At 40.4% G+C, this 26,288-nt stretch carries 16 protein-coding genes; 5 read left to right on the forward strand and 11 right to left on the reverse strand.

The genetic code is table 11. From position 1 onward, the window contains the following. Nucleotides 1-135 precede the first annotated feature (135 nt). The gene (locus HG267_RS11005; RefSeq protein ID WP_045869011.1) at nucleotides 136-1,167 is read right to left on the reverse strand and encodes a hypothetical protein; all 1,032 of its coding nucleotides are present in this window, start codon (nucleotides 1,165-1,167) and stop codon (nucleotides 136-138) included. Nucleotides 1,168-1,773: 606 nt separating this feature from the next. Here HG267_RS11005 and HG267_RS11010 point away from each other — a divergent pair. The 3 genes from HG267_RS11010 to HG267_RS11020 all read left to right on the forward strand — a co-directional run bounded on the left by HG267_RS11010 (nucleotide 1,774) and on the right by HG267_RS11020 (nucleotide 8,933). Further along, on the forward strand, nucleotides 1,774-2,736 hold the full coding sequence (locus tag HG267_RS11010; RefSeq protein WP_045869012.1) for a trypsin-like serine peptidase: 963 nt from the start codon (nucleotides 1,774-1,776) through the stop codon (nucleotides 2,734-2,736). Nucleotides 2,737-3,923: 1,187 nt separating this feature from the next. Then, nucleotides 3,924-6,275 carry an adenylate/guanylate cyclase domain-containing protein gene (locus tag HG267_RS11015; protein ID WP_045869013.1) on the forward strand — a complete coding sequence of 784 codons (2,352 nt, stop codon included), beginning with the start codon at nucleotides 3,924-3,926 and terminating at the stop codon, nucleotides 6,273-6,275. A gap of 1,122 nt (nucleotides 6,276-7,397) precedes the next feature. Next, the gene (locus HG267_RS11020; RefSeq protein ID WP_045869014.1) at nucleotides 7,398-8,933 is read left to right on the forward strand and encodes a serine/threonine protein kinase; all 1,536 of its coding nucleotides are present in this window, start codon (nucleotides 7,398-7,400) and stop codon (nucleotides 8,931-8,933) included. A 435-nt stretch (nucleotides 8,934-9,368) separates the two neighbouring features. Here the strand turns inward: HG267_RS11020 and HG267_RS11025 are convergent, their stop codons facing one another. The 5 genes from HG267_RS11025 to abc-f form a co-directional block, all read right to left on the reverse strand. After that, a complete protein-coding gene (locus HG267_RS11025) occupies nucleotides 9,369-9,566 on the reverse strand; it encodes an NblA/ycf18 family protein (RefSeq protein WP_045869015.1) in 198 nt (65 codons plus the stop codon). An 884-nt stretch (nucleotides 9,567-10,450) separates the two neighbouring features. Further along, the gene (locus HG267_RS11030; protein ID WP_045869016.1) at nucleotides 10,451-11,182 is read right to left on the reverse strand and encodes a Stp1/IreP family PP2C-type Ser/Thr phosphatase; all 732 of its coding nucleotides are present in this window, start codon (nucleotides 11,180-11,182) and stop codon (nucleotides 10,451-10,453) included. A gap of 17 nt (nucleotides 11,183-11,199) precedes the next feature. Then, complete coding sequence (locus HG267_RS11035; RefSeq protein WP_045869017.1) at nucleotides 11,200-12,885, reverse strand: ABC1 kinase family protein; 1,686 nt, start codon at nucleotides 12,883-12,885, stop codon at nucleotides 11,200-11,202. Between the two features lie 194 nt (nucleotides 12,886-13,079). Beyond that, the gene (locus HG267_RS11040; RefSeq protein ID WP_045869018.1) at nucleotides 13,080-13,406 is read right to left on the reverse strand and encodes a DUF6825 family protein; all 327 of its coding nucleotides are present in this window, start codon (nucleotides 13,404-13,406) and stop codon (nucleotides 13,080-13,082) included. A 208-nt stretch (nucleotides 13,407-13,614) separates the two neighbouring features. Continuing rightward, a complete protein-coding gene (gene abc-f / locus HG267_RS11045) occupies nucleotides 13,615-15,240 on the reverse strand; it encodes a ribosomal protection-like ABC-F family protein (RefSeq protein WP_071989362.1) in 1,626 nt (541 codons plus the stop codon). A 560-nt stretch (nucleotides 15,241-15,800) separates the two neighbouring features. Between abc-f and HG267_RS11050 the strand changes: the two genes are divergently transcribed. Then, a complete protein-coding gene (locus HG267_RS11050) occupies nucleotides 15,801-16,517 on the forward strand; it encodes a hypothetical protein (protein WP_052335116.1) in 717 nt (238 codons plus the stop codon). A 145-nt stretch (nucleotides 16,518-16,662) separates the two neighbouring features. Here HG267_RS11050 and HG267_RS11055 read toward each other — a convergent pair whose 3' ends face one another. Then, nucleotides 16,663-18,315 carry a Ppx/GppA phosphatase family protein gene (locus tag HG267_RS11055; protein ID WP_045869019.1) on the reverse strand — a complete coding sequence of 551 codons (1,653 nt, stop codon included), beginning with the start codon at nucleotides 18,313-18,315 and terminating at the stop codon, nucleotides 16,663-16,665. A gap of 250 nt (nucleotides 18,316-18,565) precedes the next feature. Here HG267_RS11055 and HG267_RS11060 point away from each other — a divergent pair, with 250 nt between their 5' ends. Continuing rightward, on the forward strand, nucleotides 18,566-19,447 hold the full coding sequence (locus HG267_RS11060) for a 4-hydroxybenzoate solanesyltransferase (RefSeq protein WP_045869020.1): 882 nt from the start codon (nucleotides 18,566-18,568) through the stop codon (nucleotides 19,445-19,447). A gap of 236 nt (nucleotides 19,448-19,683) precedes the next feature. Here the strand turns inward: HG267_RS11060 and HG267_RS11065 are convergent, their stop codons facing one another. The 4 genes from HG267_RS11065 to HG267_RS11080 all read right to left on the reverse strand — a co-directional run bounded on the left by HG267_RS11065 (nucleotide 19,684) and on the right by HG267_RS11080 (nucleotide 25,900). Next, nucleotides 19,684-20,361: a hypothetical protein gene (locus HG267_RS11065; RefSeq protein WP_045869021.1), complete on the reverse strand. Its 678-nt coding sequence runs from the start codon at nucleotides 20,359-20,361 to the stop codon at nucleotides 19,684-19,686. 351 nt (nucleotides 20,362-20,712) lie between these two features. Beyond that, on the reverse strand, nucleotides 20,713-21,060 hold the full coding sequence (locus HG267_RS11070) for a winged helix-turn-helix transcriptional regulator (RefSeq protein WP_045869022.1): 348 nt from the start codon (nucleotides 21,058-21,060) through the stop codon (nucleotides 20,713-20,715). A gap of 206 nt (nucleotides 21,061-21,266) precedes the next feature. Further along, entirely contained in the window at nucleotides 21,267-25,061 is a 3,795-nt protein-coding gene (locus tag HG267_RS11075; RefSeq protein ID WP_045869023.1) for a tetratricopeptide repeat protein, read from the reverse strand. Between the two features lie 140 nt (nucleotides 25,062-25,201). Continuing rightward, nucleotides 25,202-25,900 carry a hypothetical protein gene (locus HG267_RS11080; RefSeq protein ID WP_045869620.1) on the reverse strand — a complete coding sequence of 233 codons (699 nt, stop codon included), beginning with the start codon at nucleotides 25,898-25,900 and terminating at the stop codon, nucleotides 25,202-25,204. Between the last annotated feature and the right edge of the window lie 388 nt (nucleotides 25,901-26,288).

The following is a 26,288-nucleotide window of genomic DNA, read 5'->3' on the forward strand; positions in this document are numbered from 1 at the left end:
TGATGAGGGGGATGAGGGAGAAATTTCTATTACCAATTACCAATTATCCATGACCCAATGCCCAATGACGGCAGTTGCTACAACGCGGGGAACCCGCGCAACGCACTGCCTCCCCAATGCCCCATTCCCCAGTTGCTAAGTGATTTCTTGAATTTGCAAACGCACAGTATGTTCAACAGTCCCACTTAGTTGCAATTCCATGATTTCGCCACCAAGGGGTTCTAAGTTACTGAGAAGCGATCGCAAATTTGGTGTACTTGCACCTGTATCTACATACAACCGATCTGCTAAGTTGCTAATGCGTTTCCAAGTCATGTATAACTTGGCAATGGTTTGTTCCATTTGGGATGCTTGATTAACTAAGTCAGCCGCTATGCTTAAACAGCCTACACGTTGCGCTTCTTCTAAGGCTGTTTCAATGTCTACTTCTGCTTGCGTTAAAGCTTGCACTTGAGCCGCAGATTTTAAGTATTTTGCCAAATAACGCGCTTCTGTAGTTACCTGTTTGAGGGTATCAACATCAGGGTTGGCAGCAATTTCTTTTTGTAAGTATTTTTGATGCGGTTCTGGCAGTTTTTCTAATTCCTTCACCAGGGGGGCGATGTAGCGCGGGGGAAGAGTGTTATCGGCTGCTTTCACCTTGACTGGTTCTGGTAGCAATTCCGAGGACATTGCTGTCCATTCGTCGCTGAGTTGACGTACTTCGCGCCGAGTGATGCGATCGCCTTTTTGGGCGGCTTCACTCACCATTTGTTGCACTTCCGGCGAAGCTTTGGAGGTTTCAACAAATGCCCGTTTACTAAAATTATTTACTGAACCTGGGTCAAGCTTGCCTTCTTCTAGGAGTGTATCAGCACTATTGGCTAACTGAATCCAGGCGTAAGCTTGACTTTTACTAATTTCTCGTTCTTTGAGCCATTTGAGGAACCCAGTCCCTCTACCATCACCGCCCTTTTTCTCGCGATCGCGAATCGCCCGCAAAATTCGCCCACGCCAGATTTCGGTTTGCAAATCAAAGCGATCGCACACCTGCCAAGCTACATCTAGCTGCTGTTGAAAATCTGACTCTGGAATCTGTTCGTCTTCTGGATCGGGTAGTTCAAAGGCAAGATCCGCTGGCTGTTGCAAAGCAGCAGCAATGTCGTTAATAGATTCGTTATATTCCACGACTGTAGCCGACTAGTGTATGCGTCGGCTTATTATGCCACAATCTGTGTGCTTTGGTAGTAAGATTGCGTCAAATTTCACCTAGTTCATTTGTATTAATTGCTGCTGTACATAGCTTTAGCCCCAATATTTAGGTGTAGATATTGAGGCGATCTCCCCCCTTGTAGAGACGCGATGAATCGCGTCTTCTTATCACCCCTGCATAAGCTGCAAATCGCCAGAGATATAGTAACTTGTAGCGTTCAATCAACAAACTAACTGCGACTTATGACCAAGCAAGTTGAAAATTATTGGTCAACTTCCATATTTCAAAAGCGATGGCAGAAAATTTACCAGCAAAAATAGCCTGCAATGCATAAAGCCTCAGAAATTTAGGTGTTATCTATACACAAAACTCATTTAGTGTCTACTCTCTTGGTAGGATACTGTCAATTAGGGGCAAGACCCCCCACCCATATAAACGCGAGGTTCAGCCTCAATAACTACTGCATTTTCAGTCTGAGATGGGAAATTTAATTTGGCTGCACCCTTCCAGGTGAGGCTACTCAGGCTTAATGCATATTGTTTGGAGAAAATTTTAACTTTTAAGTGAGGATAGATGATTTCATGACTACAAAAGCTATTTACAAACAATATTTCGCGCTTTTTTTTGCAGGAATTTTGAGTGCAGTGGCTTTAGGGGGTTCGGTATCTGTGCAAGCGCAAACAGAATCACAGCCTAGTTCTCCTCCTAAATTTACAAAATTCCAACCAGGCAAATTAAAAATACAAGGTAATGGCAACCCATTCAAACCTTCAAGAATGAGACAGTCAGAAAAACCAACTGGAGGTAGAAGAGGAATTCCTGATGGTGTAGACGATCGCATTCCGATGCTGAGTCGAGATTATCCTTGGTCTGCGATCGGTCGGGTACAAGGAACAACCACTGATGCCAAAAGTTACCACTGTACGGGTACTTTAATTGCTGATGACATAGTGTTGACAAATTCCCACTGTGTTATTGATCCAGAAACTCATCAACTCAGTAAAAAAATTCTATTTCTACCAAATGTCATCAATGGTGAAGTCAGCAATGAAAGAGATATCGCCACTGTAGAGCAAGTGATTTATGGCACAGACTTTACTGGTGATAGCACGATAAATCAGACTCATGACTGGGCAATTATGAAAATTGATAAGCCTCTTGGCCGCAAGTACGGCTATTTAGGATGGAAATCTCTCCCAGCCAGCGCATTGATCAAAAATAAGGAAAAATTATTCTTTGTCGGCTACTCTGGTGATTTTCCCAACCCGCAGAAGAAAGGTTATGAGTTCCTCTCTGCTGGTCAAGGCTGGACTGCCGGATTTCAAGCCGGATGCAGTATTGTCAAGGAGGAGGACGATGTATTATTTCATGATTGTGATACAGCTGGTGGTTCCTCTGGTGGGCCCATCATTGGTTTGATTGATGGACAACCATATATTGTGGCACTCAACAATGCTGAAATTAAAAACACCAGAACTCATCAAGATATCATCAACCTAGCCGTCAAAGTCTCTTTCCTAGATGAATTGGCAGGCAGTAAGTAAAGGTAAATGGAATTATCTTAAAATATTGCCGTATTCCCGACGTAAAGTCGGGAAGCTGACAAATTTCAGCCTTCAGCAATCATAAAAAACTATGATGTGATCGCCTGCAAATGTTGAGAAGGTAACTAATTTCAAACAAGTGACTTTTTATACCCCAAGCTCATTTGCGTGATTTGCGATTTTCAAATTTCACTTCGGCAGATTACATATTTATTTACTATGGCTCTGTAACATATTTGCATCCTCATACTTATTTATGCTTTATCCTTGATACTCGTGTCTAAAAATATAAGGAACTTTTAAGGAGTCATAATTATCTTACTTTGCTGTGCTTGTAAAATTCATCTGATGGCAGGTAAAGATAATTTGTGAAGGAAAAAAGCGACTCAAAATTAGTTTAATATATCTAGGTTGAAAATTACATAGTTACAGTCAAAGTCAGAGTTCTGGGCTAAAACACCTGAATGGTAAGTTGAACATTAGCTATATGTATTTACTTAAACTATAGCAATCCTGAATTGTTCGTGAGAAATACTGAGAGAAAAATCATTATTTTACAAGTAAGTATTAAGCTGATACGCACCTAAATCAAATATTCTGGCGTTAGGACTGTCAAGGGTCAAGAGTCCAGAGTCAAAGGCTAGTTTGGACTTTAGACTCTTGAATTTTGACAACCTGAGTGCGAAATATACAATTTAAATGCTTAACAGCTTACAGCCTTTCATTATTCTTACGTATCAATTAAGTTTGATACATATACTGGTAAATACAAAATATTACAACTCTTAATTTGATTTTTGCCAACTTCAACAAGTATTTATTCTCTGATTTGATATTTTTCTCATACTATTAATAGTCATATGCTGACAATACCAATTTTCACAATCAAATCAGATTGCTCGATCACAAATGTTGAAAAAAAAGATAAATCAGGTGCTAAATAATGTCACGATTACTTTGATATATAACAAATATTGGATACATCTTGGGAAGAATAGTTGACAGAATAATTAGAGGTGCTGATTTGTAAATTGTAAAACCTAAATGTTCAGTGTTCAGTGCTGAGTTTTTTATGGAGGAATGGGATTATATGGTAATCACGATCCAATTTGTTTGTTCTCTATATTTACCTCAATTCTGCTGATTGATCCTGCAGTCATAATTTGAATACCTATTCCCACAGCACTATGAAATACCAGGTATTAGAGCGGATTTTTAATCAACCTTCATTTCCACGTAAATTTGAACGCTTGGAACTCGATCATAATTTTCAGATTTTAGATAATTCTGAGCAAGTACACAAGTTTGCCGAGCGACCAGAAGAGGTGATTCAAGGAAAGGATATCCGGCTAAGTTTCCCTGAATTTATAGGCATGGAAGATATTTTGGTATCTATCCTTAAAGGAGAACAAGAATTATTTGAATTACCAGGAATTAGACGTTGCGTGGATAATAATTATGAAATATATATAGATATATATGTGATTAGCGAACAAGTCGACTTTAAATCTGCAAATCGTTTATTAATTCTGATTGAAGAAGTTACTGATAGATTAGCATTTGAACAGAAGTTAGCACAGAAATATCATGAAGCGAGTCTGCTATCAAGTACATTAATAGCATACAAGAATTACATGGAACAAGTTATTGGCTCAATGGCAGATGCCTTACTAGTAACAAGTAATTCGGGTAAAATCAAAAAAATTAATACAGCTACAAAAAAAATATTTGGTTTCACTGAAGCAGAATTAATAGGAAAATCAATTTCTCTGATAATAGATGATTATGCTTTATTCCAAAACGTTATCAAAAAATATTCATTATCGCACCATAAATCCTCAAATATCGAAGTTGTTTGTAGAACAAAAAAAAGAGAGAAGCTGTTAATAGCCTTTTCTTGTTCAGTTTTTCCTAATCATATAAGTAGCTTAGAAGATATTGTCTATATTGGTCGGGATATTACTGCCCGTCAGCGTCGAGAGCAGCGGATATGCGCTCAGTATGCTATTACCAGGATACTTTCAGAATCCCAAAGCATAAAGGAGGCAATGCCAAAAATATTGCAAGCTATTTGCCAAACTATAGGCTGGGATTTAGGAGAACTATGGACACCAAATCAATATATCAGTAGATCTATCAAACGGCATAGTAATCACGATATAGTCCTGAGATGTATAGAAATCTGGTCAAGTAGAGTAGTTTCTGTACGAGAATTTAAAGCGATTACTTGGCAAACTACTTATAAAACTGGTGTAGGTTTACCAGGTCGAATTTGGGCCAGACGTTCTCCAATTTGGATTAAGGATATTGCAGATGATGATGACTTGCTGCGATCGCAACCAGCTGCTAAATCTGGATTGCATGCGGCGTTTGGCTTTCCCATTGTAGATGACCATGAAATTTTAGGAGTAATGGTTTTTTTCAATAAAGAAGTGCTGCAAAAAGATATAGACTTCTTACAAATGATGGTTTCGATTGGTAACCAAATTGGTCATTTTATTAAATGCAAACAAACTGAAGCCGCTTTAGTAGAAAGTGAAGAAAGATATCGAGATTTATTTGAAAATGTTACCGATTTAATTCAGTCTGTAAATGCCTATGGTCGGTTTTTGTATGTCAATAAAGCCTGGCAAAAAACTCTAGGCTATAGCGAATCTGAAATTGCTAATCTGACTTTGTTTGATATTATTCATCCTGATTTCCACCAACGCAGCCGTCAAAAATTTTATAGCGTTATGTCAGGAGAAAAGCTTGCACAAGTCCAAACTGCATTTGTTACTAAGAATGGTCAAACAATATTTCTCGAAGGCAATATTAACTGTAAATTTGTGGAAGGGAAGGCAGTGGCAATTAGGGGTATTTTCCGCAATATTACTCAAAGGATATTAGCACAAGAAGCACTCTATAATCAAAAAGAACAAACTGAACGTTTATTAAGTAATATATCACCAGTAGACATTGCCATTCCCAGACCAGAAACAGGAGTAATTTCAAAAGATTTTGTTGAAGTTACAGTTTTGTTTGCAGATATCATTGGCTTAAGCGAAATTGCTACTTCTATGAGTGCAATGCAATTAGTGAGCTTACTCAATCCCATTTTTTCTGCTTTTGATAGTCTGAGTGAACGTTATAGTCTTCAGAAGATTCAGGGGATTAATGATGCTTATATAGTAATAGCTGGATTGCCAATGCAACGTACAGATCATGCTCAAGCGATCGCACATATGGCTTTGGATATGCAAACTGCGATCGCCTTATTTAATAGCGAGCATCACCAAAACTTTAACATCCGGATCGGTATCCATACCGGCCCCTTAATTGTCAGTATGATGCAGGTACAAAAATTCGACTATCATCGTTGGGGAGAAACCGTACAGCTTTCTAGCTGTATGGAATTACAGGGAATACCCGGGCAGATTCAAGTATCACAAATTACTTATGAGCGTTTATATAATGACTTTTTTTTAGAAAAGCGGGGTGAAATTGAAATTGTAGGAAAAGGTTTTATGAGCGCTTATCTTTTACTCGGGCGAAAATAATTATATCTTAGATATGATTCTTATAGATAGTCATTCTATGTATGACTAACTTGATAATAAAATTAGCAAAATAACTATTTAATTTCACTTAATCTTGGCTTTAATTTGTTGATTGGCAAGATTTTCTTCTTCATTAGTTTTACTTTGTTTCTCCGAGTTTAAATTAATTTCGTATAGCAATCTACCAACAAATAGCGCTAGAGGAATACTTAAGATTACCCAAAGGCAAACAATAATTACCAATGTAGAAATCATCAGAATAAAAATAAATAAATTTTGTCAAGTTCAAGATAGCACACTCATCGAGAAAAGACCCTGCTATGACAGATGTAATCCAATATGAGATGTTGTTGCGAGTCTTAGAAGCAAAAGCTCTAAGCAGAATCTTATACTTTAATCTGCTGTAATTCTCCCAATAATAGTTATAGTCCACAGCCAGGAAGAGAAAAACTCCTTTGCCAAGTTTGTTTTTCTCCGTATTTATTGAGAGATTCTCCTTTCCGAATCGGGCATTCTTATGCTAGCCTATCGTTTGTGAATGGAAAGTCTTCCTTGAGCTAAATTCAAAAAGCTTATTCTGCCATCAGTATTTATAGACTTGCCTACAATTATTTGTTGAAAAACTCAAGCAACTTCAAAGGGTTTATTGGCTGAATTCATATTAACGGTAAGCTATACTATCTCATTTTAAGGCTAAGAGGTTGTTTGAAAAGTGATTGGCTGTAATTTTAAGCACTTATGGGTTCCCCCAACCCTCCTTGAAAAGGGAGCCACAATGCTCTTGGTGGGTATTCAATAGTAATTTCTAGCTTTGCGCGATCGCTAGCTAGCTGGAAGCTCTAATATAGTACATTTGCACTATTTATATAACCTCTAGGTAGGTTATTGCTTTCCTCCATTTTGAGGTGGTAAATTTCCAGGGTTTATTCAATATTTATCTTCAGCTATTTGTTCCAGCAAAATTGGGCAGACTAAATCATCAGCAAAGTGCAAAATCGTACAAAGATCAGGGTAACTCTACCAATTTTGTTGAATAAATTGAAATTTTAAAACGTAAAACCTACAACCTGTATCTTAAACAGTAATCACCCACGATTTTTGGACATTGGAGCCAAATTTTCTATGCCAGATCCCAACATTGGTCGCCTACTTAGCAAACGCTACCAGCTGCAAGAGTTAATTGGTACTGGAGCAATGGGCCGAGTTTATCGTGCTAAGGATGTTTTGTTGGGAGGAGTACCTGTAGCAGTGAAGTTCCTAGCTTTGTCAATTCAAAATGAAAAAATGCGATTGCAAGAACGTTTTGAACGTGAAGCTAAAACTTGTGCCTTACTAGGACAAAAAAGTATTCATATTGTCCGAGTGATGGATTATGGCTTAGACGACAAGAACACACCGTTCTATGTCATGGAATATCTACAAGGAGAAAGTTTAAGCAATATTATTCGCCTACAAAATCTGTCTGTACCAAGATTTTTGAGTATGGCGCGTCAGATTTGTTTGGGGTTACAATGCGCCCATGATGGCATTCTGGTTGATGGTCATATCTATCCAATTATCCATCGCGATATTAAGCCCAGTAATATGTTGGTGCTTCAAGATGCTAGCTTTGGAGAATTGGTGAAGGTTCTCGATTTTGGGATTGCCAAGTTACTCCAATCAGATGGTAATGTTACTAACTACTATTTAGGTACTTTGGCTTATTCTTCTCCAGAGCAAATGGAGGGTAAAGAATTAGACAACCGCTCCGATATTTATAGTTTGGGCGTGATGATGTTTGAAATGCTCACAGGCAAAATGCCGTTGGTACCAACGACTTCCTCATTTGGAGCATGGTATAAAGTGCATCGTCATCAAGAGCCAATTGCTTTTGCAGAAGCAGCGCCAGCTTTACAATTACCGAAGGTGCTGGAGGATTTAGTCAAGAATTGCCTTGCTAAAGCACCAAGCGATCGCCCGCAAAATATCAGTGAAATCCTCAATATTTTATCAGATATTGAACACCATTTTCATACGCGTCTGTCTTTACCACAAACTGATGCGGTGGCTGATGTGACGACGGCTAAATCTGAGTCTGAGTTACAAACAAAAGGTAATTCCCAAATATCTGGCGCAGTTAGTGAAATTCCTGCCATCTATTCTTGGCCTAAAAATAAACCAATTGCCGATATTGTGTTCCCCCAAGCCATCCGCACTAATGCTGGGGTTGTACCTTCGCTATGGGTGATGCTACCGCAAGAGGAAATTCAAAAGCGCTTAGTTTGTAAACGCTACAATCAATTTTTATTTATTACTGTTCCCCATCCTATGGCTCTGTGGATTACAGTACTCTACAATCGTCAACATGGTGCTAAATGGTTACCTTACTACCTAGATCTCAAAACTAATCTGGGTCAAGAAATAGCCAATCTCATGGGGCAAACAGGTTCTTATCGCTTGTTATTTTTTGCTAGGGAATTACCAGGTAGCTGTTCTCACATGCTAGTTTCTACTATAGCGCCAGCCCAATGCCAAAAGCTGCTGGAGTGGGTCAACAGCAGTCAAGTTATGGTTTCTTCGGCTGAACCGCAAATGAGTAAAACGCTTCTTAAACGCGAGTACGAAAAAATTAAGCCGATGATTCTGGCAAAGCTAGAAGGAATGAATACTAGCTCCTGATTTGACATTTCTAGCTAAATAATTTGTAATTTACATAACTTATGTATTATTAAAAGTACTGCAAATAATTATGTTAACTTTTGTTAATAAAAATCTATATATAGTTGTAAGTTGTATTTAGAAAAAATATAATGGGCTACGGTAAGACTTGGAGAATCGAATTTTGTATGAATATCTACAAAAAATACATTGTAGTATTTACAAAGTGAAGTGGATTCTCAAGAAGTATAGATAAGTATGCTTATTGGTAGCTGACAGTAAATTAGCTGCGCTAAGGTTCATAGTGAATTTAGCCTCAAGGCTCCAATAAATTGTCTTTGTGTTGTCAAGTTTAGAGATTGCCTATCGAAGTTGACGCCCCTGCATCCCCAGCTCCTTTCCTCCTTGGAACCGAGCAAGAGAAGGAGGTCGCCCACTGCGACATTAGAAAAGAATCTATGCCAAAGTGGAGCCTGAATCTAAGCCCCATTGGTGCTTAAGTAACTCTTGGTAGGTTGCTTCACGTACTACCATTTGCTCATACAGCTTAACTAAAAAGTCTTTAGCTTGGTCATGGCTCATGTGCTGTACTTGAGTAGCGAAAGAGCGGATGCTGAATTGTTGTTCTAAGGATAATTCGATTGGGTTACTCATATTTAACTCCAAAAAGAAACGCGTAAAGGTTATGTTTGTTTAGGTTGCAGAAGCTGTAAAAGTAAAATCCTTGGGACTGGAGTTCGTTACACTTTTGTTCTTCTGATATTAAGAAAGATAACAATTGTTTGACGAATTGCCCACCCCTAATGGATTGATTTTGCCCACTAACTTATGGGTTAGTTTTTGGTTGGCTGATATACAACCTAAGTCTACTGGTATAGAACCGAAGTCTACCTCGGTAGTTTTCGCCTGTTTTGGCTGTTGATAAACCCTATTGGGTTAAACGCCTTAATTCTCCTACTATCTCGCTTAACACAAGATTAAATGAGAAGTGAAAGGAGTTGGCGTAAATTATATTCGCTATACCGCATTAAGCGCAAGATGTCAATTTGACAAATTGTGCAACTTCAGCATCCTTCTGGTCAGTTGGAAGCTTAAAAACATTTTTATCAAGTAGTAAATAGGAAAAATGCTCAGGCTGAACAATTGCTGAGTATATTTACCAAAAATGGTCAGGAGAACATAGGAAAGGCGAAAGAGGACAAGAAAAACCTTTAACCCTTAACTATTCACCCTTATTGCCCATCTACAACTCCTACTATTGGAAATTCGGAATTTTAACATAGCGATTGAAGATTTTAGATTATTTTTAGTTTCAGCCGGAATGTGGAGGTAACTAATCTAAAATCTCGAAGCTGTATTTTTTTGTTGGGCTATTACAGCCAATCTCAAAAATGCTCAGTACTCACTCTTGGCGTTGGCGTAGCCTCTAGCAATCCTAATTTTAAGCGAGCTGATGCTTGCATCTCTGTTGGCGACAAGAGCCTTTGAAGCTTCCCTAGCGCACACCTCAAATTCCAAATTGTTTGACTTTGATCTCGTTAATTTTCCTCTACTGCCACGAGCGCGACTGTAATATTATCATGTCCGCCGTGAGCCTTAGCAGCCTCAACTAGAGAGTAAACAGCCTTATCTAAGACAGAGTTGTCTTGCAGACAGTCAGCAATTTTTTGATCTGCCAATTCTTCTGTGAGACCGTCACTGCATAAAAGTAAGCGATCGCCTACCATCAAGTCTACTGGTTGCACGTCAATTTGATGTAAGTCCTCGCGCCCTAAACACCTTGATAAAACATGGCGAAAGGGATGAACCCGTGCTTCTTCAAAAGTAATATCGCCCAGTTTAATTGCTCTGGCGACCCAAGTATGATCTTCTGTAATTTGTTCTAAATGTGAGCCGCGCCAGCGATAAAGCCGGGAGTCGCCAACATGAGCGCACCAAGGAGACTCGGATTGTCGGAAAACCACGACTACAGCCGTTGTCCCCATATCAGCGCGTTCTGGAGCATTTTGCTGATCCTGCAAAATTGCCTCATTAGCGCGCCACAAAGCTTGTACGAGTAATTCTTGAGCCGACTGAGAAGTTTGCCAATTTTCTGCTAAATAAGCTTGAATTTCCTGCGTAGCGATGCGACTAGCTTCCTCTCCGCCTGCATGACCACCCATCCCATCAGCAACGATACAAAATCGTTTCTCTGGGTCGATATAGTAGGAATCTTGGTTATTAGAACGAATCAGTCCCGGATCGCTCAGACCCGCGAAGTTAAGTTTCATAAATTTTTACTGCAACATTAATACATACGTTCATAACGTTCGAGACGTAAAAGTAAGCGGATAAGTAGTACTGCGATCGCCGCTGCAATTAAGCCTGCTAATACTGCTAACAATACATAATGATTCACCAATAAAATCGTACCTGAAAGCGTAAATCCACTGACGAGGAGAGCGTAACTAATACCTATCTGAATATTACTTTGTCGCCTCAGTAAGCGTTCAGTTTCTAGAGAACGGACTCGCATACGCATGTCACCTCGCTCTAGCTTTTCTAGTGTATCTTCTAGTCTCCGGGGTAACCCAAAAGCAGTGGTACTAACTTGAACTGCTTGACGGCTTAATTCATTGAGGAAGCTATTGCCCTCAGAACCATTCATATCGGTCATCAGCTGCATTGCATATGGTTTAGCAACTTCCATAAAATTAAATTCTGGATCTAAGCCCTTGCCGACTCCCTCAAGAGTAGAAAAAGCTCGCATCACAAAAGTGAAGGTTGCTGGAAATCTAAATGGTTGATTATAAGCTATTTCGTACAGGTCGTCACTGATTGCCGCCACTGATTGATTTTCAAACGGCTTATCCATGAAATTATCCAGCATATACTGGACAGAACGCCGCACTGGCCCCATATCATCGGTTGGTGCGATCGCTCCTAAGTCGATCAGGGATTGGACAACGCGATCGCCATCTTTTTGGGCAATCCCAAACAGCGTTTCCATTAGCCCTTCGCGGATGTTAGATTTTATCCGCCCCATCATGCCGAAATCGTAAAATATTAAGTCGCCATTTGGGCCAACAGCTATATTTCCTGGGTGCGGATCGGCATGGAAAAACCCATTATTGAGCAGTTGAATTAGGTATGCTTGGGCACCTTGACGGGCAATCACCTTGCGGTCTAAACCCGCAGCTTCTAATGCTTCATATTGGCTAATTTTAATGCCAGGAACATATTCCAAGGTCAGTACTCGCGACGAAGTATAACGCCAATGTACCCTCGGTACTTTCACCCACTCATAGCCGCGAAAGTTACGCCGAAAACTATCAGCGTTACGCCCTTCATTGAGGTAATCAATTTCTTCCCAAAGAATGCGACAACATTCTTCGTAAATTCCAATCCAATCTCGCCCCCGTCCCCATTTAGGATGGTTTTGAAAATAACGGGCAATTCCCTTAAGAATTTGTAAATCTATTTCAAATAATTTTTTCAGTCCTGGACGTTGTACTTTGACAACAACTGCTTCGCCTGTATATAAGATGGCTTTATGTACTTGTCCCAAACTAGCAGCCGCTAGCGGAACCGGATCAAAACTCTGGAACAGTTCCGGAATTTTCTTACCTAGTTCTCGCTCAATAATCGCCTCTACTTGCTCATAACTAAAGGCGGGTACTTTGTCTTGTAACTTTGCTAGTTCGTCTACATATTCGACCGGGAAAATATCAGCACGGGTGGAAAATAATTGCCCTACTTTAATAAAGGTAGGCCCTAAATCTAGCAGGGTGTTACGAATCCAAATTGCCTGTGCTTTGCGCCTTGCAGCTTGCTTGGCCTCTGTCATCCCACCAGGATAACTCCAAGCTTTGTTGTATCGCCAAAGCTTGAACATTAAGGTCAAAACAAACGACCAAATATCAATAAAACGCCGTCGGCTAGAATAGTTTTCACGATTCCAACGGTATGCCTTATCCGAATAACCTTTTTCCATATTGTTTGCGTACCGTTGGTTTGTCACCGAATCACTTGGAAGAAAAGACACTCTGATTCCTAAAATGTTTGCGATCAAATGTCATTTGTCCGTTGTCAGGTGTCATTTGTCTCGTGACTAATAACTAATGACTAATGACTAATGACTAATGACCAATGACTAAAATATGCTTCCTAGTGGATTGTTCGCAGCTTTTACACAGAACTACTACGATACTTTTGTAATTCAGTACGTAATAAAGCGATTTCTGCCCGTAGTTCATCAATCATCGCTTGCAAATCAACAGGGTCAGAGCCACTGGGGCCACGCACTGTAGTAGACTGACCAGTACCAGCAGCCTCAGCTGCGCGATTTGCCCGTTCTAGCACCTCATCTGTGAACTGGCGTAACTGTTCTCTCGCTTCAGCGTCAAATTTGCCAATTTCGCTCAAAGCATCAGTCAAAGCGACTTCTAAGCGTTCGTTCACTACTTCAGCAACTGCTCTCCCGACAAAGAAAGCTTGTAAAAGGGGGTTACTCATAAATTTTTGTTACGTCTCTCCGCAAGAGAATTATAACTTGCTCCCACGCTTTGCGGCTTCTACTTTTGGATTAGGGATTGGGGATTAGGGACTGGGGATTGGGGACTGGGGACTGGGGATGAGGGGGAAAAGGGGAAAGGGGAAAAGGAAAAAAGGGAAATTATTGTTACCAATTACCAATTACCCATTACCAATTACCAATTACCCATTACCCATTACCCAATTGATGACATTCCAGCAGTTCTTGATAATACTGCTGTGGTGTACTGGGTAAATAGCTGGTGAATTGCAAGGCTTGGTTACTTAACTTGTAACTTTGAGTAATGTTGATGCGGTTGAGGAAATCTAAATCGTGGGAAATTACCCACAGCGCGCCTTGATACTCGTTGATACCTACTATCATTTGCTCAACGGTTTCGATATCTAAGTTATTAGTCGGCTCATCGAGAATTAACAGGTCAATTTCTGAGATGCTGATCATTGCGATCGCTAATCTGGCTAATTCTCCTCCACTCAATACTGATGTACTTTTGTGAACGTCATTATATTTAAATAAAAAGTGTCCTAGCTGTTGACGTAGCAATTGATAGCTGAGGCTAGGGTTCGCGGCTTGCATATTTTGTAAAATCGTCTGCTGGCGATTGACTAGTTCATAGGTTTGATCGAGATATACGGCTTTCATGGCTGGTGCGAGTAAAATTTCACCCCCAGCCAAAACTGCTGCTGGCTGTTCCATTTGCAGAATGGCTTTGGCGAGAGTCGATTTACCTGAACCATTTGCGCCGACAATTGCTATGCGATCGCCTGAGGTAATATGCAGTTGGATGTTTTGTATCAATAAGCGCTCTGATACCCAAAGATTGGCATCTTGAATATCAATCAAGTTGCGGCGTTTTTGAGCTTTTTCGGCTAATTGAATACTGGTTGCTTTTGTGGTTTTTACTTTAGTATCTGCCACATTTAGCGTAGCTTTTACTACTGCAAGCTCGTGCTTCTTTTTGGCATTCCCAGAAGCAGCCTCGGCTTTGGTTTTAATCAATCCGGCTGAGGCGCGATCAATACTGCCATTGAGAAACTTAGCACGCCCTTGACGCTGAGATTGCGCGGCGCGCTGCTGTTCTTGCATAGCTGTAGTTTGGACGCGTTTGAGTTCTTTTCTGGAGACTTCATGCGATCGCACTGCGGCTGCTAACTCGATTTCTTTTTGTTGGCGATATTCCGAAAAATTACCTCCATATACTTTCACCCCTTCAGATGTCAGTTCCCAAGTAACTTCTGTTACCTGATCTAAGAAGAAAGGCTTGTGAGAGACAATGATATATGCACCAGAGAAATTTACTAGAAATTGCCTTAAATTTTCTAGCGCTAGCAGATCCATGTGATTTGTGGGTTCGTCTAGCAATAGTATGTTTGGTGCTTGAGATAAGCCAATTGCGAGAAATAATTTTGTGAGTTCTCCACCGCTCAAGTTACTCATGGATAATGATAAGTCCAGGGTGGTGTGGAATTGTGTCTGTAAAATCTCCTCAATCTGCCACCATTCATCAGATTTAGAACTTAAGAAATCGAGTACTGTTTCTGCAGTAATTTCTTGCCTGATGGTACTGATTTGGGGCAAATAGTAAATATTATGTTTGCACAATACAGAACCATTGCTAGGCGTAATTTCTCCTGCAAGTATCTTCAAAAGGGTTGATTTACCCACACCATTACTACCAACTAAAGCGATGCGATCGCCTGGGGCAATACTTACCTGAACTTTCTCAAATAAAGTCCTGGTTGAACTAAGTTGATAAGCTAAATTCTCAGCTAATAATATTGATTTTTTCTGCATTCTTCTCAAACCTCAATTCCCCAACTTCCACCCGTTGATTAACAACAATTCCGGGTAGATTCGGTACACAACAAACCAAGCCGCAGAGAATGTGCTCACGGCTAAATCACAATATTTTTAGAACATGATTTTTTGAAGTAACCTGTCAAACTGCTTGTGGTGATTATGTTTTGACATTTGTTGCTGGAGTGCAACATGAGGTTGTTACTACTTCATTTCAGCTATCTCGCTAGCGATTTGTAGAGGTTTGATATTGAATACAGTGTAGCACTAATAAATTCCAGAAGCCTCAGAGTTTTTGTCAAAGTATCTGGCTGTGACGTTAGACACTTATTAATCCCTACTATCCTCTTGAAAAATAGTGGAAATAGAATTAAATTCCAGCATTGTATAAGTGTGATGGCTTAACAAGCTTAAATTCTCAACTAAAATTTTGCCAAAATATGTAAATATACTGGTTTTGACTGCAAGAAATTATTTAAGTGACATTGGGTAGGCGTTTCAAAAGTAAAAAAGCTAAGTTAGATATTTAGTGCTTTTGAATACTTTATCTAGCAATTATGAATAACAGTAAGGCGTTATATATTTTATCAGATAAGTCTAAACGCAATTTATCGGCTTTTAACTCACCTGTTAAAAAGTATAAATTGTTATCAAAAATAGCTTTTGCGTTTTTGAGCTTAGGGTTAGTTAATGTTACTCCTAGCCTGATTGCAAATGCAGCGACAGCAAACAAAGCACAAACAAAAAAAGTTATTTGTCAATCAAAGAAACTGGGATATGAAGAAGCTTTATTTTTTTACCTAGCAAAACCACAACAAGAATTTGAGAGTGCAGGATTCATCAATTTATACGAAGATGCAAGGTTGGAAGTACTTGCAAAAGGTATTGAAAATTGGCTATATGTAAAAGTGATTGATTCTGAATCTCCGAAAGATAAATTTTTGGAAGGTTGGGTAAGTTCAGCAGCCCTTAAATGTAACGCAAAAATCGCTGAAGTCAAACCAGCGATGTGCGAAGTAACTGGACTTGTGAAAGGACAGTTAAGTTTACGACGTACACCAGGCGGAAAAGTTGAAGCTGGTTTAGATAATGGTAACAACGTCACATTATTAATGCGTGACATATCAACCTTAAATGCCACTCCAACACCCTGGATTAAAGTACGCGTTATCCCAGAATCAAACCCAAAATTAGCAAATAAAGAAGGGTGGATTAATTCTGATTACGTTATCTGCTATAGCAATCAAAGTAATGACGCGATCAATTTTCCTTAGATTTTATAGCTTGGCTTTTCCTTAACGCGTTGTTTTTGATGTCATTGGTAGTGCGTGATGTTTAAAGCAATCACGCACCAAAAGGGCTGTATACTTTCAATTGTTATTAGAAATAGCTAGCCTGTGGCAATATTAACGGCGTAAACTATGAATTAATAGACATCGTATAAGGTTCTAAAGTTGTGATTAAGTGGACGTTAAACTCTGCCTCAAATACCGATTTTTTGTAATCCAAACTCCATAGTTCTAAGGCACAGTCATCATCTGGATGGGATGGGAAAATTCGCAGGTAAAATTTTATGGTGTGTGGATGATATTCACACTGTACCTTTTCAATAGCGCCTATTTGTCGTCTATCTAAAGCCACTGCTAATCTTAAAAGCGTACTTAATTGGCTAACTATTTGGCGGTGTTGTTTCGTGAGCAAGTTACGAAAATTCTCATGCTTTTTCTTGGGCGCAGATTTGCGATGATAGCGCGCTATGTTGGCAATGATTTCGATTTCGCTTTCGGTATAACCGAGTAATTCACTATTGCGAATTAGATAATAAGAATGTTTGTGGTGAGATGAATGGCTGACATGATGACCGCAATTATGTAATATCGCAGCAGCCCATAGTAATTGTCGTTCTTCCTCACCCCAAAAGTGTAATTTGTTTTGAGTTTGATCAAATATACTAAGGGCAAATCCAGCGACGCGATCGCTATGCTCTAAATTAATTTGGTATTTATTAGCTTGTTTGAGTACACTACGCTGCCGAATTGAGCTTTGGAAACGCAGTTTATCTTCGATTAAACCGTGGGCTAGCATCCAGTCCACGATTACACCTTCGCGCAAAGAACGCTCACAAGTTGTTATTGATTCAACGCCCAAAAGGGTCATAGCTTCCTGTAATATTACTGCGCCTGCCAGTATAACTTCCGACCGCTTATCTGGCATACCTGGTATCGCAGTTTTTTCAACGTTACTCAGTTTCCGTAGGCGATTTACCCAATCTCTTAAGTCTTTTAAGCTTAATTGGTAGCCATTGAGTGTGGAAGGTTCATAACCTAATTTTTCCCTGGCATCGATCAGTGCTAAGGTTTCAATCGTGCCAGAGGTACCTACTAAACGTGGCGATTCCCCAAATTTGAGGTTTGCAATTACCTCTTCTACAGAACGTTCTAACATCCCCCGTGCATAGGCTTGGAGATATTGAAACTCGGCGTTGCTGATGGGATCTGTGGTGATTAACTCACCAGTCAGGCGGACTGCACCAATTTTAGTACTTGTGAGCGTGCGTGGTTCATTACTATCCCCCAAAATTAATTCTGTAGAACCACCGCCAATATCAATAATCATGTGCGGTTGGTTGTGAAATTCCATCCCCGACAGCACACCCAAATAGATACGCCGCGCTTCCTCTTGTCCAGAAATTAAGTCAACGCTTAAACCTAAATCAACGAAGACTCTGTGTAAAAAATCTTTACCATTGGGTGCTTCGCGCACAGCGCTAGTTGCGACAGCCACGATAGTTTCCGCATTGGAAGTTTCGGCAACTGTTTGAAAGCGTCCTAAAGCTGCGATCGCCCTGTCCATTACTTCTAGTTTCAGATTACCTGTAGCCAGATCGCGATCGCCTAGTCTCACAGTTTCTTTTTCTCTGGCAATAATGCTAAAAGCCGGTAGGGTAGCGTCAATTTTTACCACTACCATGTGCAGAGAATTGGTACCTAGGTCAATGGCAGCAATAATCCGATTTTGCTTAAATGTCGGAGTGGGAATGCTCACGTGGTTAGTCGAAACTAAACTTAGCATCTAGTTTTCTCTCTGTTAGTAAGGATAGTAAAAACTGGTGTGTCGGGGTCATAAAGGTTAAGTGAAGATTGACTCAACCTTGATCAAAAATATTCACTCTGCTGCTCACAACTAAATTGACCTTTTAGATATATCTAAGGATGCAAGTTTAGGTTGTGTTTTTACAAATAGCAAATAAAGATATTCTATAGATGTAAAGATGTGTTAATTCATCTAGCTAAAGTAATTACTTGATTTTTTGTTTACTTCTATGTTAAGAACGCCAGAAAGCAACTCCGAACCGATGTGGCTGATAATTATTCGGCTTTTGCGGTGGCATAAACCAGAAGGACGATTAATCCTGATGATTCCTGCACTGTGGGCTGTGTTTTTAGCCGCCGCAGGTAAACCACCTTTGCCTTTAGTTGGCGTAATTATTTTAGGTACTCTCGCCACCAGTGCAGCTGGATGTGTTGTCAATGATTTGTGGGATCGGGATATCGATCCGGAAGTAGAAAGAACTCGCGATCGCCCCCTAGCTGCCCGTACACTTTCCATTAAAGTTGGGATTGTTGTCGGCTTAGTGGCGCTGGCTTGTGCCGCAGTTTTGGCGTTTTATCTTAATCCTTTAACTTTTTGGTTATCAGCAGCAGCAGTTCCCGTCATTTTGCTATATCCAGGCGCGAAGCGAGTGTTTCCCGTACCGCAATTAGTGCTGTCAATTGCTTGGGGTTTTGCTGTCTTAATTAGCTGGAGTGCAGTTACACAAAACATTTCCCAACCGACTTGGTTACTTTGGGGTGCAACTGTACTGTGGACATTAGGATTTGATACTGTATATGCGATGAGCGACAAGGAAGATGATCGGCGAATTGGTGTTAATTCTAGCGCTCTATTTTTTGGGAATTACGCACCTTTAGCCATTGCGATTTTCTTTGTCGGCACAATAGCTTTACTAGCTGACTTAGGAGTTGTGATTCACCTTCACCTAGCATTTTGGATTAGCTTAGTAATTGCCACAATTGGCTGGGTTTGGCAATCCATCAAGTTAAGTAACCCAAATTTACCCAACCCTATTTATGGCAAGATGTTCCGTCAAAATGTCTGGATTGGTTTTATCTTATTGGGTGGAATGATTGCTGGCTGTTTTTAATAGAAAGCGGCGGGAAACTTCATTACTTTGTGTATGGATAAGAATAGCCGCCCCGCCGCTTAGGGCATTGGGCAATGGGCATGGGGCATTGGAAACTTATTCCCCATGCTCCATGCCTTTGTGGGTGGAGTTTTTATTTCTGATTTTTTGATATTTACCAAGGGGGTGAAAGGGCTATACTTGTTAGTCCCTTCACCCCCTAAATAATGGTTATTTTGCTCAAATTTATGCCAGAGTTAATTTTTGTTTTCCTCTACTACAACTAACAGTCCTTCCTTATATGCCTTTCGGAGTGCGATCGCTTCTGCTACTATTTGTTGAGCGCTCAAACCTTCTGTGTCAATCATGTTTTGCAGAGTCACGCCTGTGTGCTCATCTTCCTCATGAATGCTTGGAATTTGGCAATATCTACCACCATTCTTTGTACGCCGCCAAATACTAGGTTTTTCTGGTTTTGGTTCTCTGGGGGTACGTTTTTCTTTAACTAGAGAACGTACGGCTTCTTGAGTAATCGCCCTCAATTCTAAAAGCGCATCTATTACTGGCTTATACTTATTATTGTTATTTGCTAGCTGATACACAGTCAAAGGTTCAATTTGTGCTAAATCCTGGGGCGAAAATTCACCAAATACAGCTGCAATCTTCAGATATTTTTTTTCTTCACCTTTCCAGCCTTGTTCAACCAATAACTGTTTATACTGTCTCAATGAAAGCTGTTGTTTTTGTTCCGCTAACCAAAAGGCATGATGTAAAATTGTTTTAGTAACATCAGCTAGCGAAAGCAGCGAAAATCCTTCTCCACTAGCATTTTTTAAAGCATTGGCTTTTTCTTGGGCGTATTGCTCAAACTCAGATTTTTTAACTACTTTAGAGTCAACCGGAGCGGGAATTACAGGCTGTACTTGTGCGATCATGATGTTGACCTCCTAAAAACTCCCCAATATTGCACAACAAATCAACCGCCTTGGGTGATTACTAGAAGGCGATGTCTAACGTTAAGCTGCTATGCAGCTACGCACTCAAGTTGCTGAAAGTTGGGAATTAAAGTTGCTTACTAGAACAATTGTACTACTTATATCCAAATAAGAATCCCCAAACATACCCAAATTTTCGCAGAGGTGATGAAAGGTTTATACATGGGGATTGGGGATTGGGGAAGATGAGGAAGAGTAACTGTTGACTGTTGACTGTTGACTGTTGACTGTTGACTGTTGACTGTTGACTGTTGACTGTTGACTCTTTGACTTTTGATTTTCAGCCCTTATTCAGATTCGCTGGCGGCGGATTTGAGCAGAATGTTTTACAGCCCATTCATGCATGGCGTTGAGAATGGGTTGCAAGCTTTCACCTAAAGCTGTAAGTGAATATTCTACTTTCGGGGGAATTTGGGGATAAACTTCACGATGGATAATACCATCCTCTTCCATTTCCCTTAGCTGTTGGGTAAGCATCTTTTGCGTAATACCATGTAATGCCCTTTGTAACTCACCAAAGCGTTTTACACCTGACATCAGTTCTCTAATAATTAAAACTTTCCAACGTCCACCAATCACCTCTAATGTAAGTTCTACTTCACAAGTTAGTCTGGTAGAGTTTTCTGCTTGAGTTTCCATAATTTTTCATTTGGTCATTTGTCATTTGTCATTTGTCATTTGTCATTTGTCATTTGTCATTTGTCATTTGTCATTTGTCATTTGTCATTTGTCATTTGTCATTTGTCATTTGTCATTGGTAATGGGTAATGGGTAATGGGTAATTGGTAATTGGTATTTCTCCTTCCTCATCTCCCTCATCTCCCTCATCTCCCAATCCCCAGTCCCTAATCACCAATCCCCCGATACGTGATTGTAAACGCTGCCCAATAATAGGGATGATTGTATAGTTTTTGTTCTGGGGAAAGTTTACTGCTTCTGTACATTTGTGTTGCTACATGAGTCCTGATTCTTAAATCTTCAGGATGGAGATTATTGAGTAAATCTTCATACCATTTGGTCAGGTCTCTGGCAGTTAGTTCTCTCAACCAAGCTGTGACTTCAGCTAATGTATTGACGGCTGGTTGATCTGGTTGTAGCCGTCGGTAAAATTCTAAAACTACTAAATCATTAGCTACTGATTCTACAGTCCATAAAGTACTTAAAACCTGGGATACTCCAACATGTAAGAAAGCATTAATTAAACTTACATACTCACTAGTAATAGGATGATTATTATTAGTTGTAATTTCGCAAGCTGATAGGTTAACTAGGTTGTAACTTACTAAAGATGGTTGACTAATTTCTGCTAAAGTCAACTTATCTTCACCCGCTAAAACTAATTCTGATTTTTGCGGTTCGCTGAAATTGTTAATGATATGACCTGTAAAATGTAGAATATGATAATCATCAGTTAGGGCATTTTTAACGATGTGTTTATCAGCTTGTAACCCTTGGATACGATAGGAATTAGGGAATATATGATTAACAATTTCAGATTGCAGTTTAGCGAATTTTAAGGGCGGATAATCTGTACTTTGAGGATGTTCAACGCTAAGTAGTACTTGATTATGTTTATCACCAATGGTTTCTGGTTTTATGGATAAACCTATTTGGACGCTGGGTAAGTAGCTAATTGTGAAATTCGATTCTAAATTTGATAAATATTCTGGTTGATTAGAGCCGGAAAATAGGGCATGGAGAGGCAATCTTTGTAAATCACGGTGGGGAATTAAAATTAGATGTGTAATTCCTTCCAATTCCTGAATAATACTAGGAATATTGAGAATATCTTTTAGCTCGGATAGCCTTTGCTCCATATCCATCCGCCAGGAATGGTTGATTTGATTTTGTTTATCTTCAGCAAGGCTACTATATTCTTGATATTGTTGATTCCAATCTTCTAACCAATCTTCAAAGGTAATTAAACGTCTGACTCCTTCTGGTAGAGGTAATTCTTGTAAACGTGATGTGGTTCTGCCTAAGTTAAATACACCTGTATCTTGCATAGGTGTAAATATGAGGATGGGTGAAGGCGCTTGATCCTTGAGTACAAAGGTGTGTACAGAAGCTGGGCTAATATGCCAGTAAATAATTGCTGTTTGAGGATTTAATAGCAGTTGAACTTCAGAATAGCTGATGGATGCAATTTCTTCTTGCCAACCATCAAGCTGCCAAGTTAAACAAGCATTTTTCGCTTGTTCGGCAATTTCCCAAGCTTCTACTAAATCACCATACTCTACGGCTAAATCAACAATTAATTGCCGCAAGCCAGCAAATCTTAAAGCTAACTGCTTTTTACTATCATCGGGACGGGTGGAATCAGTGAGTAATTCTCTTAATAAATCGGTACTGTATTGCAGTAAGTCTTGTGCTTGTGCTGTTTGTCCCAAACCGACAAGGGTTTTAATGAGAGATTGCAACACTTCCAAATGCAACTGCGGAAAATCTTCGCTAGTCAGAGTTAAGAGTGCCTGATTATACTCTGCTACCGCTTTTTGCCAAGGAGTGCGGCTAGCTGCATTTTTCTTACCGTAATCGTAATGAGTATTGGCGATCGCTAAATGCAATCTACCCCAACCTTCGGGGTGAGTGTCGGGGCGGACATATTTTAAGCCGGCTTCGTAGCTAGCTACTTTACCCTCATAGCCAGTTTGCTTCAAGGCGGAACTGGTATCTGTAATTTTCGTGAATAAACCGGAAAGTGCATCAACATTCACTAAATTACCCGCAGCCGTTCCCCGCCCAATCCAAGCTTCCCAGTAATCTTGTTTGATTTCTAAAGCACTATCATAGGAAGCGATCGCATCAGCATAGCTTCCTAAATAAAACAAGGCGACTGCTTGGTTATACCAGGCTAAATGGAATTCGGGGTTGATGGCAATCGCTTTCTTGTAGGAGTTGATCGCTTCTTCGCGTCTACCTAAATTATCTAAAGCCACACCTCGGTTATACCAAGCTAAGTAGAAATCGTTGTGAATCGAGAGGGCTTTGTCCCAGGAGGCGATCGCTTCTGACCATTGTTTTAAATTAAACAGGACTACGCCGCGATCAATCCAAACTTCATAGTAATCGGGGTCAATTTCTAACGCTTTATCGTAAGAAGCGATCGCTTCTTCATGTTGTTCGTTGATACCCAGTGCTATGCCGCGATAATACCAGTTTTCGGGGTCTTGGGGTTCCAACGCTAAGGCTTGGTCATAGCTTTCTATAGCTTCCCATAACAGCCCTAACTTCATCAACGCTAAACCTCTGCTAGCCCAAGCTTCCGAGAAATCGGGCTTGATGGCAATTACTCGCTCAAAGGAGACAATTGCATCATCAAATTGCCCTAATTCTCCGAGAATTCCCCCCCGGTTATACCAAGCTTTGTAGTAATCGGGACGTAGTTCTATAGCTCTGTCATAAGATGCGATCGCTTCATTAAAATGTTCTAAATGAAACAGTGTTAAACCCCGATTAAACCAGTATTCATCAACATGGGGTTTCAGTTCGATCGCTGCATCATAAGATGCGATCGCACCTAATAAATCACCTGTTCTCGCTTGTTGCAACCCTTGATAAAACCATGCTTGCGCCCGATCAATTTGGGGTTGCGGTATGATTTGCGAACTTTGGCGTTGAATGGCTAGTTCCGAAGCCAGTTCTTGGACTAAGGAAGTACTTTGATCCAACCTGACTAACAACTCATCCAAAGCTTGAGCGACGTTAGGCTCTAATTTGGCTAAAGATTTATCCCATGTCGGCGCTTGGGAAATTTCGGTGGGTTGTTCTTCTGCTGGGGGAACCAGGCTAGTATCTACCTCTGGTGGTGTGGGAGTAGTTACTTCTGCTGCTGGGGGTGCAGTGTGCAGAGGTTCTTCAGGAAGCGGATTTAAATCAGTAACCGGCGTGATGATTTCTGTGTCTGTTTCTTCATCATCAGGCGGTTCTAAGAACAAATCAAATAAATTGGCGATCGCATCATCTTCTGAAGGATTAAGGATAGCAGCTTTTGGGGCAGCATCTTCGCCGTCATATTCCCATAACACTTCCCCAATATTGCCTGTCCATGCTTCCTCCACAGACATCATCTCTGGTATGGGAATTGTGGATTCGGTATCTTCCTCCTCATAATCCCATAACCTTTCGCCCAAGTTGCGGATCAATTCCTGTCCTGGAGTATTGTGAAAATTATCTTCAGGGGTAGTGCTTTCCATGCCCAAACGACGATCAAAATCGTCAATTGCTTCATAACTACTTGCGGAGTTACGCTTCAACAAAGTCAAACCAATGTCATAAGCAAGTTCTCCGATTCTGCCAACACCAAGTTCACCCAGTTGGATCATTCGCCCTGCTATTTGCTGGTTAGGTGCTGGGGAATTTAACAATCTTTCACCAAAATTCAGCAACCAATCGATCCAGCGTTCATCAGAAATCCGGTGTTCCATCCGTTGCAGGTACTTCAGCGCCCACTGACGTCCTCTGGCTTGATGCACACCTTCCAGCAGCTGGGTAAACAACAGTTCTAGATCCGCATTGGTAAGTTCCGGTGGTGACTTTGCCACCCCGTATCCCCTTGCGGTATTTCGAGAACCAGCTTTTTGATTACTAAAAGGAAGCTGGAACAAGTTTTTTAGCCATTCAATTAGACGCCTGAGCATCTGTCACACTCTTGGATTTTTATTTAACCTAGATTGTAGCCATCGTTGTGTTAAAAAGATCATGAATTACGTAAAAACTCATGAGTACAATTACAAAAACTTTATGATCCTCGGCGGTAACAATATTTTCATCTGAGTATTCATGATTCTGTTGGTTCTGTAGCTGCTTGTTCTGTAGCTGCTTGATTAGCAGCATGGTATTGATTAATCAATTCTTGAATGATGACTTGTGGATCGGTCGTCTCCAGCCCCAGTTGTTGGGCAACTTGCTGGCATAAATTTTCATCTTGCTGCATCATTACAAACAACTGTTCTAAAGTAACAGTTTCGTAGGCTTCTGTTGAATTATTTTCGGCTGTGGCTGTTGCAGTTGCTACAGAGTCAATTTCTGGAGGTGGTGAGGGGTTGGTAGCATCTGGCCCATCATATTCCCAAATTGGTTCGCCTTGATTGCGTGTCAACAATTGCATTCCGATATCATAGGCAACATCTCCTACCTCACCAACGCCTAAATCACCCAACTGCACTAACCGCGCTGCCATTTCATTATTAGGTGTAGGGGCTGCTAGTAATCTTTCGCCCAAGCGTCGCAACCACTCTACCCAACGTTCTGTGGGTATGCGATTTTCAATATTATGTAGCCACTTTTGTGCCCATGCTTGACCGCGTGCTTGGTGGACTCCTTCCAACAATTCGTTGAACAGAAATTCTAAATCGGTATCGCTGAGTGTTGGTGGTGGTTGTTTGGGTACCTCTGCACGCACTTGCGGGCGAGTTTTTTTACGCCCAAACAAGCCCTGAAACAAGTTTTTCAGCCATTGAACTAACCTCCTGAGCATTTGCTGCATGATTGTATCTCCTCCCCTTGGTGCCGCAAAGTCCTAGATGACGGAATTCATCGCCGCTTGATTCTGGACTTTTTTTGAGTTTGATTACCCTAAGAATTTTAGCGATCGGTGTTTATTTAGTAACTGGTTGACTGGGCAAAATGGGGCTATGGCAAATAACTATAACCATCCACTTTGTAAATTAATTTGCAGTAATTGTGGCGGACTGGGCTTACCTAGCCTGAATCCGTCATCATTTTAAACACCCTACTGATGCACAGAGCTAAAAGCAATAAAGTGCTTTTAGGTGTGATGACTTTTTTAAAGTAGCCCTATTTAGGCTAAACCTGGGTATCTATCGAGTAAATTAATCTTTTGTTCAGATTTCTTCAGTGTTTAG

The sequence above is a fragment of the Tolypothrix sp. PCC 7601 genome (genome assembly GCF_025677855.1).
Classification (GTDB): domain Bacteria; phylum Cyanobacteriota; class Cyanobacteriia; order Cyanobacteriales; family Nostocaceae; genus Aulosira; species Aulosira diplosiphon.

What these genes read in the sequence shown, in the direction of transcription:
- HG267_RS11010 (WP_045869012.1), top strand. Translation starts at nt 1,774, where the DNA reads ATGACTACAAAAGCTATTTACAAACAATATTTCGCGCTTTTTTTTGCA.
- HG267_RS11015 (WP_045869013.1), top strand. Translation starts at nt 3,924, where the DNA reads ATGAAATACCAGGTATTAGAGCGGATTTTTAATCAACCTTCATTTCCA.
- HG267_RS11020 (WP_045869014.1), top strand. Translation starts at nt 7,398, where the DNA reads ATGCCAGATCCCAACATTGGTCGCCTACTTAGCAAACGCTACCAGCTG.
- HG267_RS11025 (WP_045869015.1), bottom strand. Translation starts at nt 9,566, where the DNA reads ATGAGTAACCCAATCGAATTATCCTTAGAACAACAATTCAGCATCCGC.
- HG267_RS11030 (WP_045869016.1), bottom strand. Translation starts at nt 11,182, where the DNA reads ATGAAACTTAACTTCGCGGGTCTGAGCGATCCGGGACTGATTCGTTCT.
- HG267_RS11035 (WP_045869017.1), bottom strand. Translation starts at nt 12,885, where the DNA reads ATGGAAAAAGGTTATTCGGATAAGGCATACCGTTGGAATCGTGAAAAC.
- HG267_RS11040 (WP_045869018.1), bottom strand. Translation starts at nt 13,406, where the DNA reads ATGAGTAACCCCCTTTTACAAGCTTTCTTTGTCGGGAGAGCAGTTGCT.
- abc-f (WP_071989362.1), bottom strand. Translation starts at nt 15,240, where the DNA reads ATGCAGAAAAAATCAATATTATTAGCTGAGAATTTAGCTTATCAACTT.
- HG267_RS11050 (WP_052335116.1), top strand. Translation starts at nt 15,801, where the DNA reads ATGAATAACAGTAAGGCGTTATATATTTTATCAGATAAGTCTAAACGC.
- HG267_RS11055 (WP_045869019.1), bottom strand. Translation starts at nt 18,315, where the DNA reads ATGCTAAGTTTAGTTTCGACTAACCACGTGAGCATTCCCACTCCGACA.
- HG267_RS11060 (WP_045869020.1), top strand. Translation starts at nt 18,566, where the DNA reads ATGTTAAGAACGCCAGAAAGCAACTCCGAACCGATGTGGCTGATAATT.
- HG267_RS11065 (WP_045869021.1), bottom strand. Translation starts at nt 20,361, where the DNA reads ATGATCGCACAAGTACAGCCTGTAATTCCCGCTCCGGTTGACTCTAAA.
- HG267_RS11070 (WP_045869022.1), bottom strand. Translation starts at nt 21,060, where the DNA reads ATGGAAACTCAAGCAGAAAACTCTACCAGACTAACTTGTGAAGTAGAA.
- HG267_RS11075 (WP_045869023.1), bottom strand. Translation starts at nt 25,061, where the DNA reads ATGCTCAGGCGTCTAATTGAATGGCTAAAAAACTTGTTCCAGCTTCCT.
- HG267_RS11080 (WP_045869620.1), bottom strand. Translation starts at nt 25,900, where the DNA reads ATGCTCAGGAGGTTAGTTCAATGGCTGAAAAACTTGTTTCAGGGCTTG.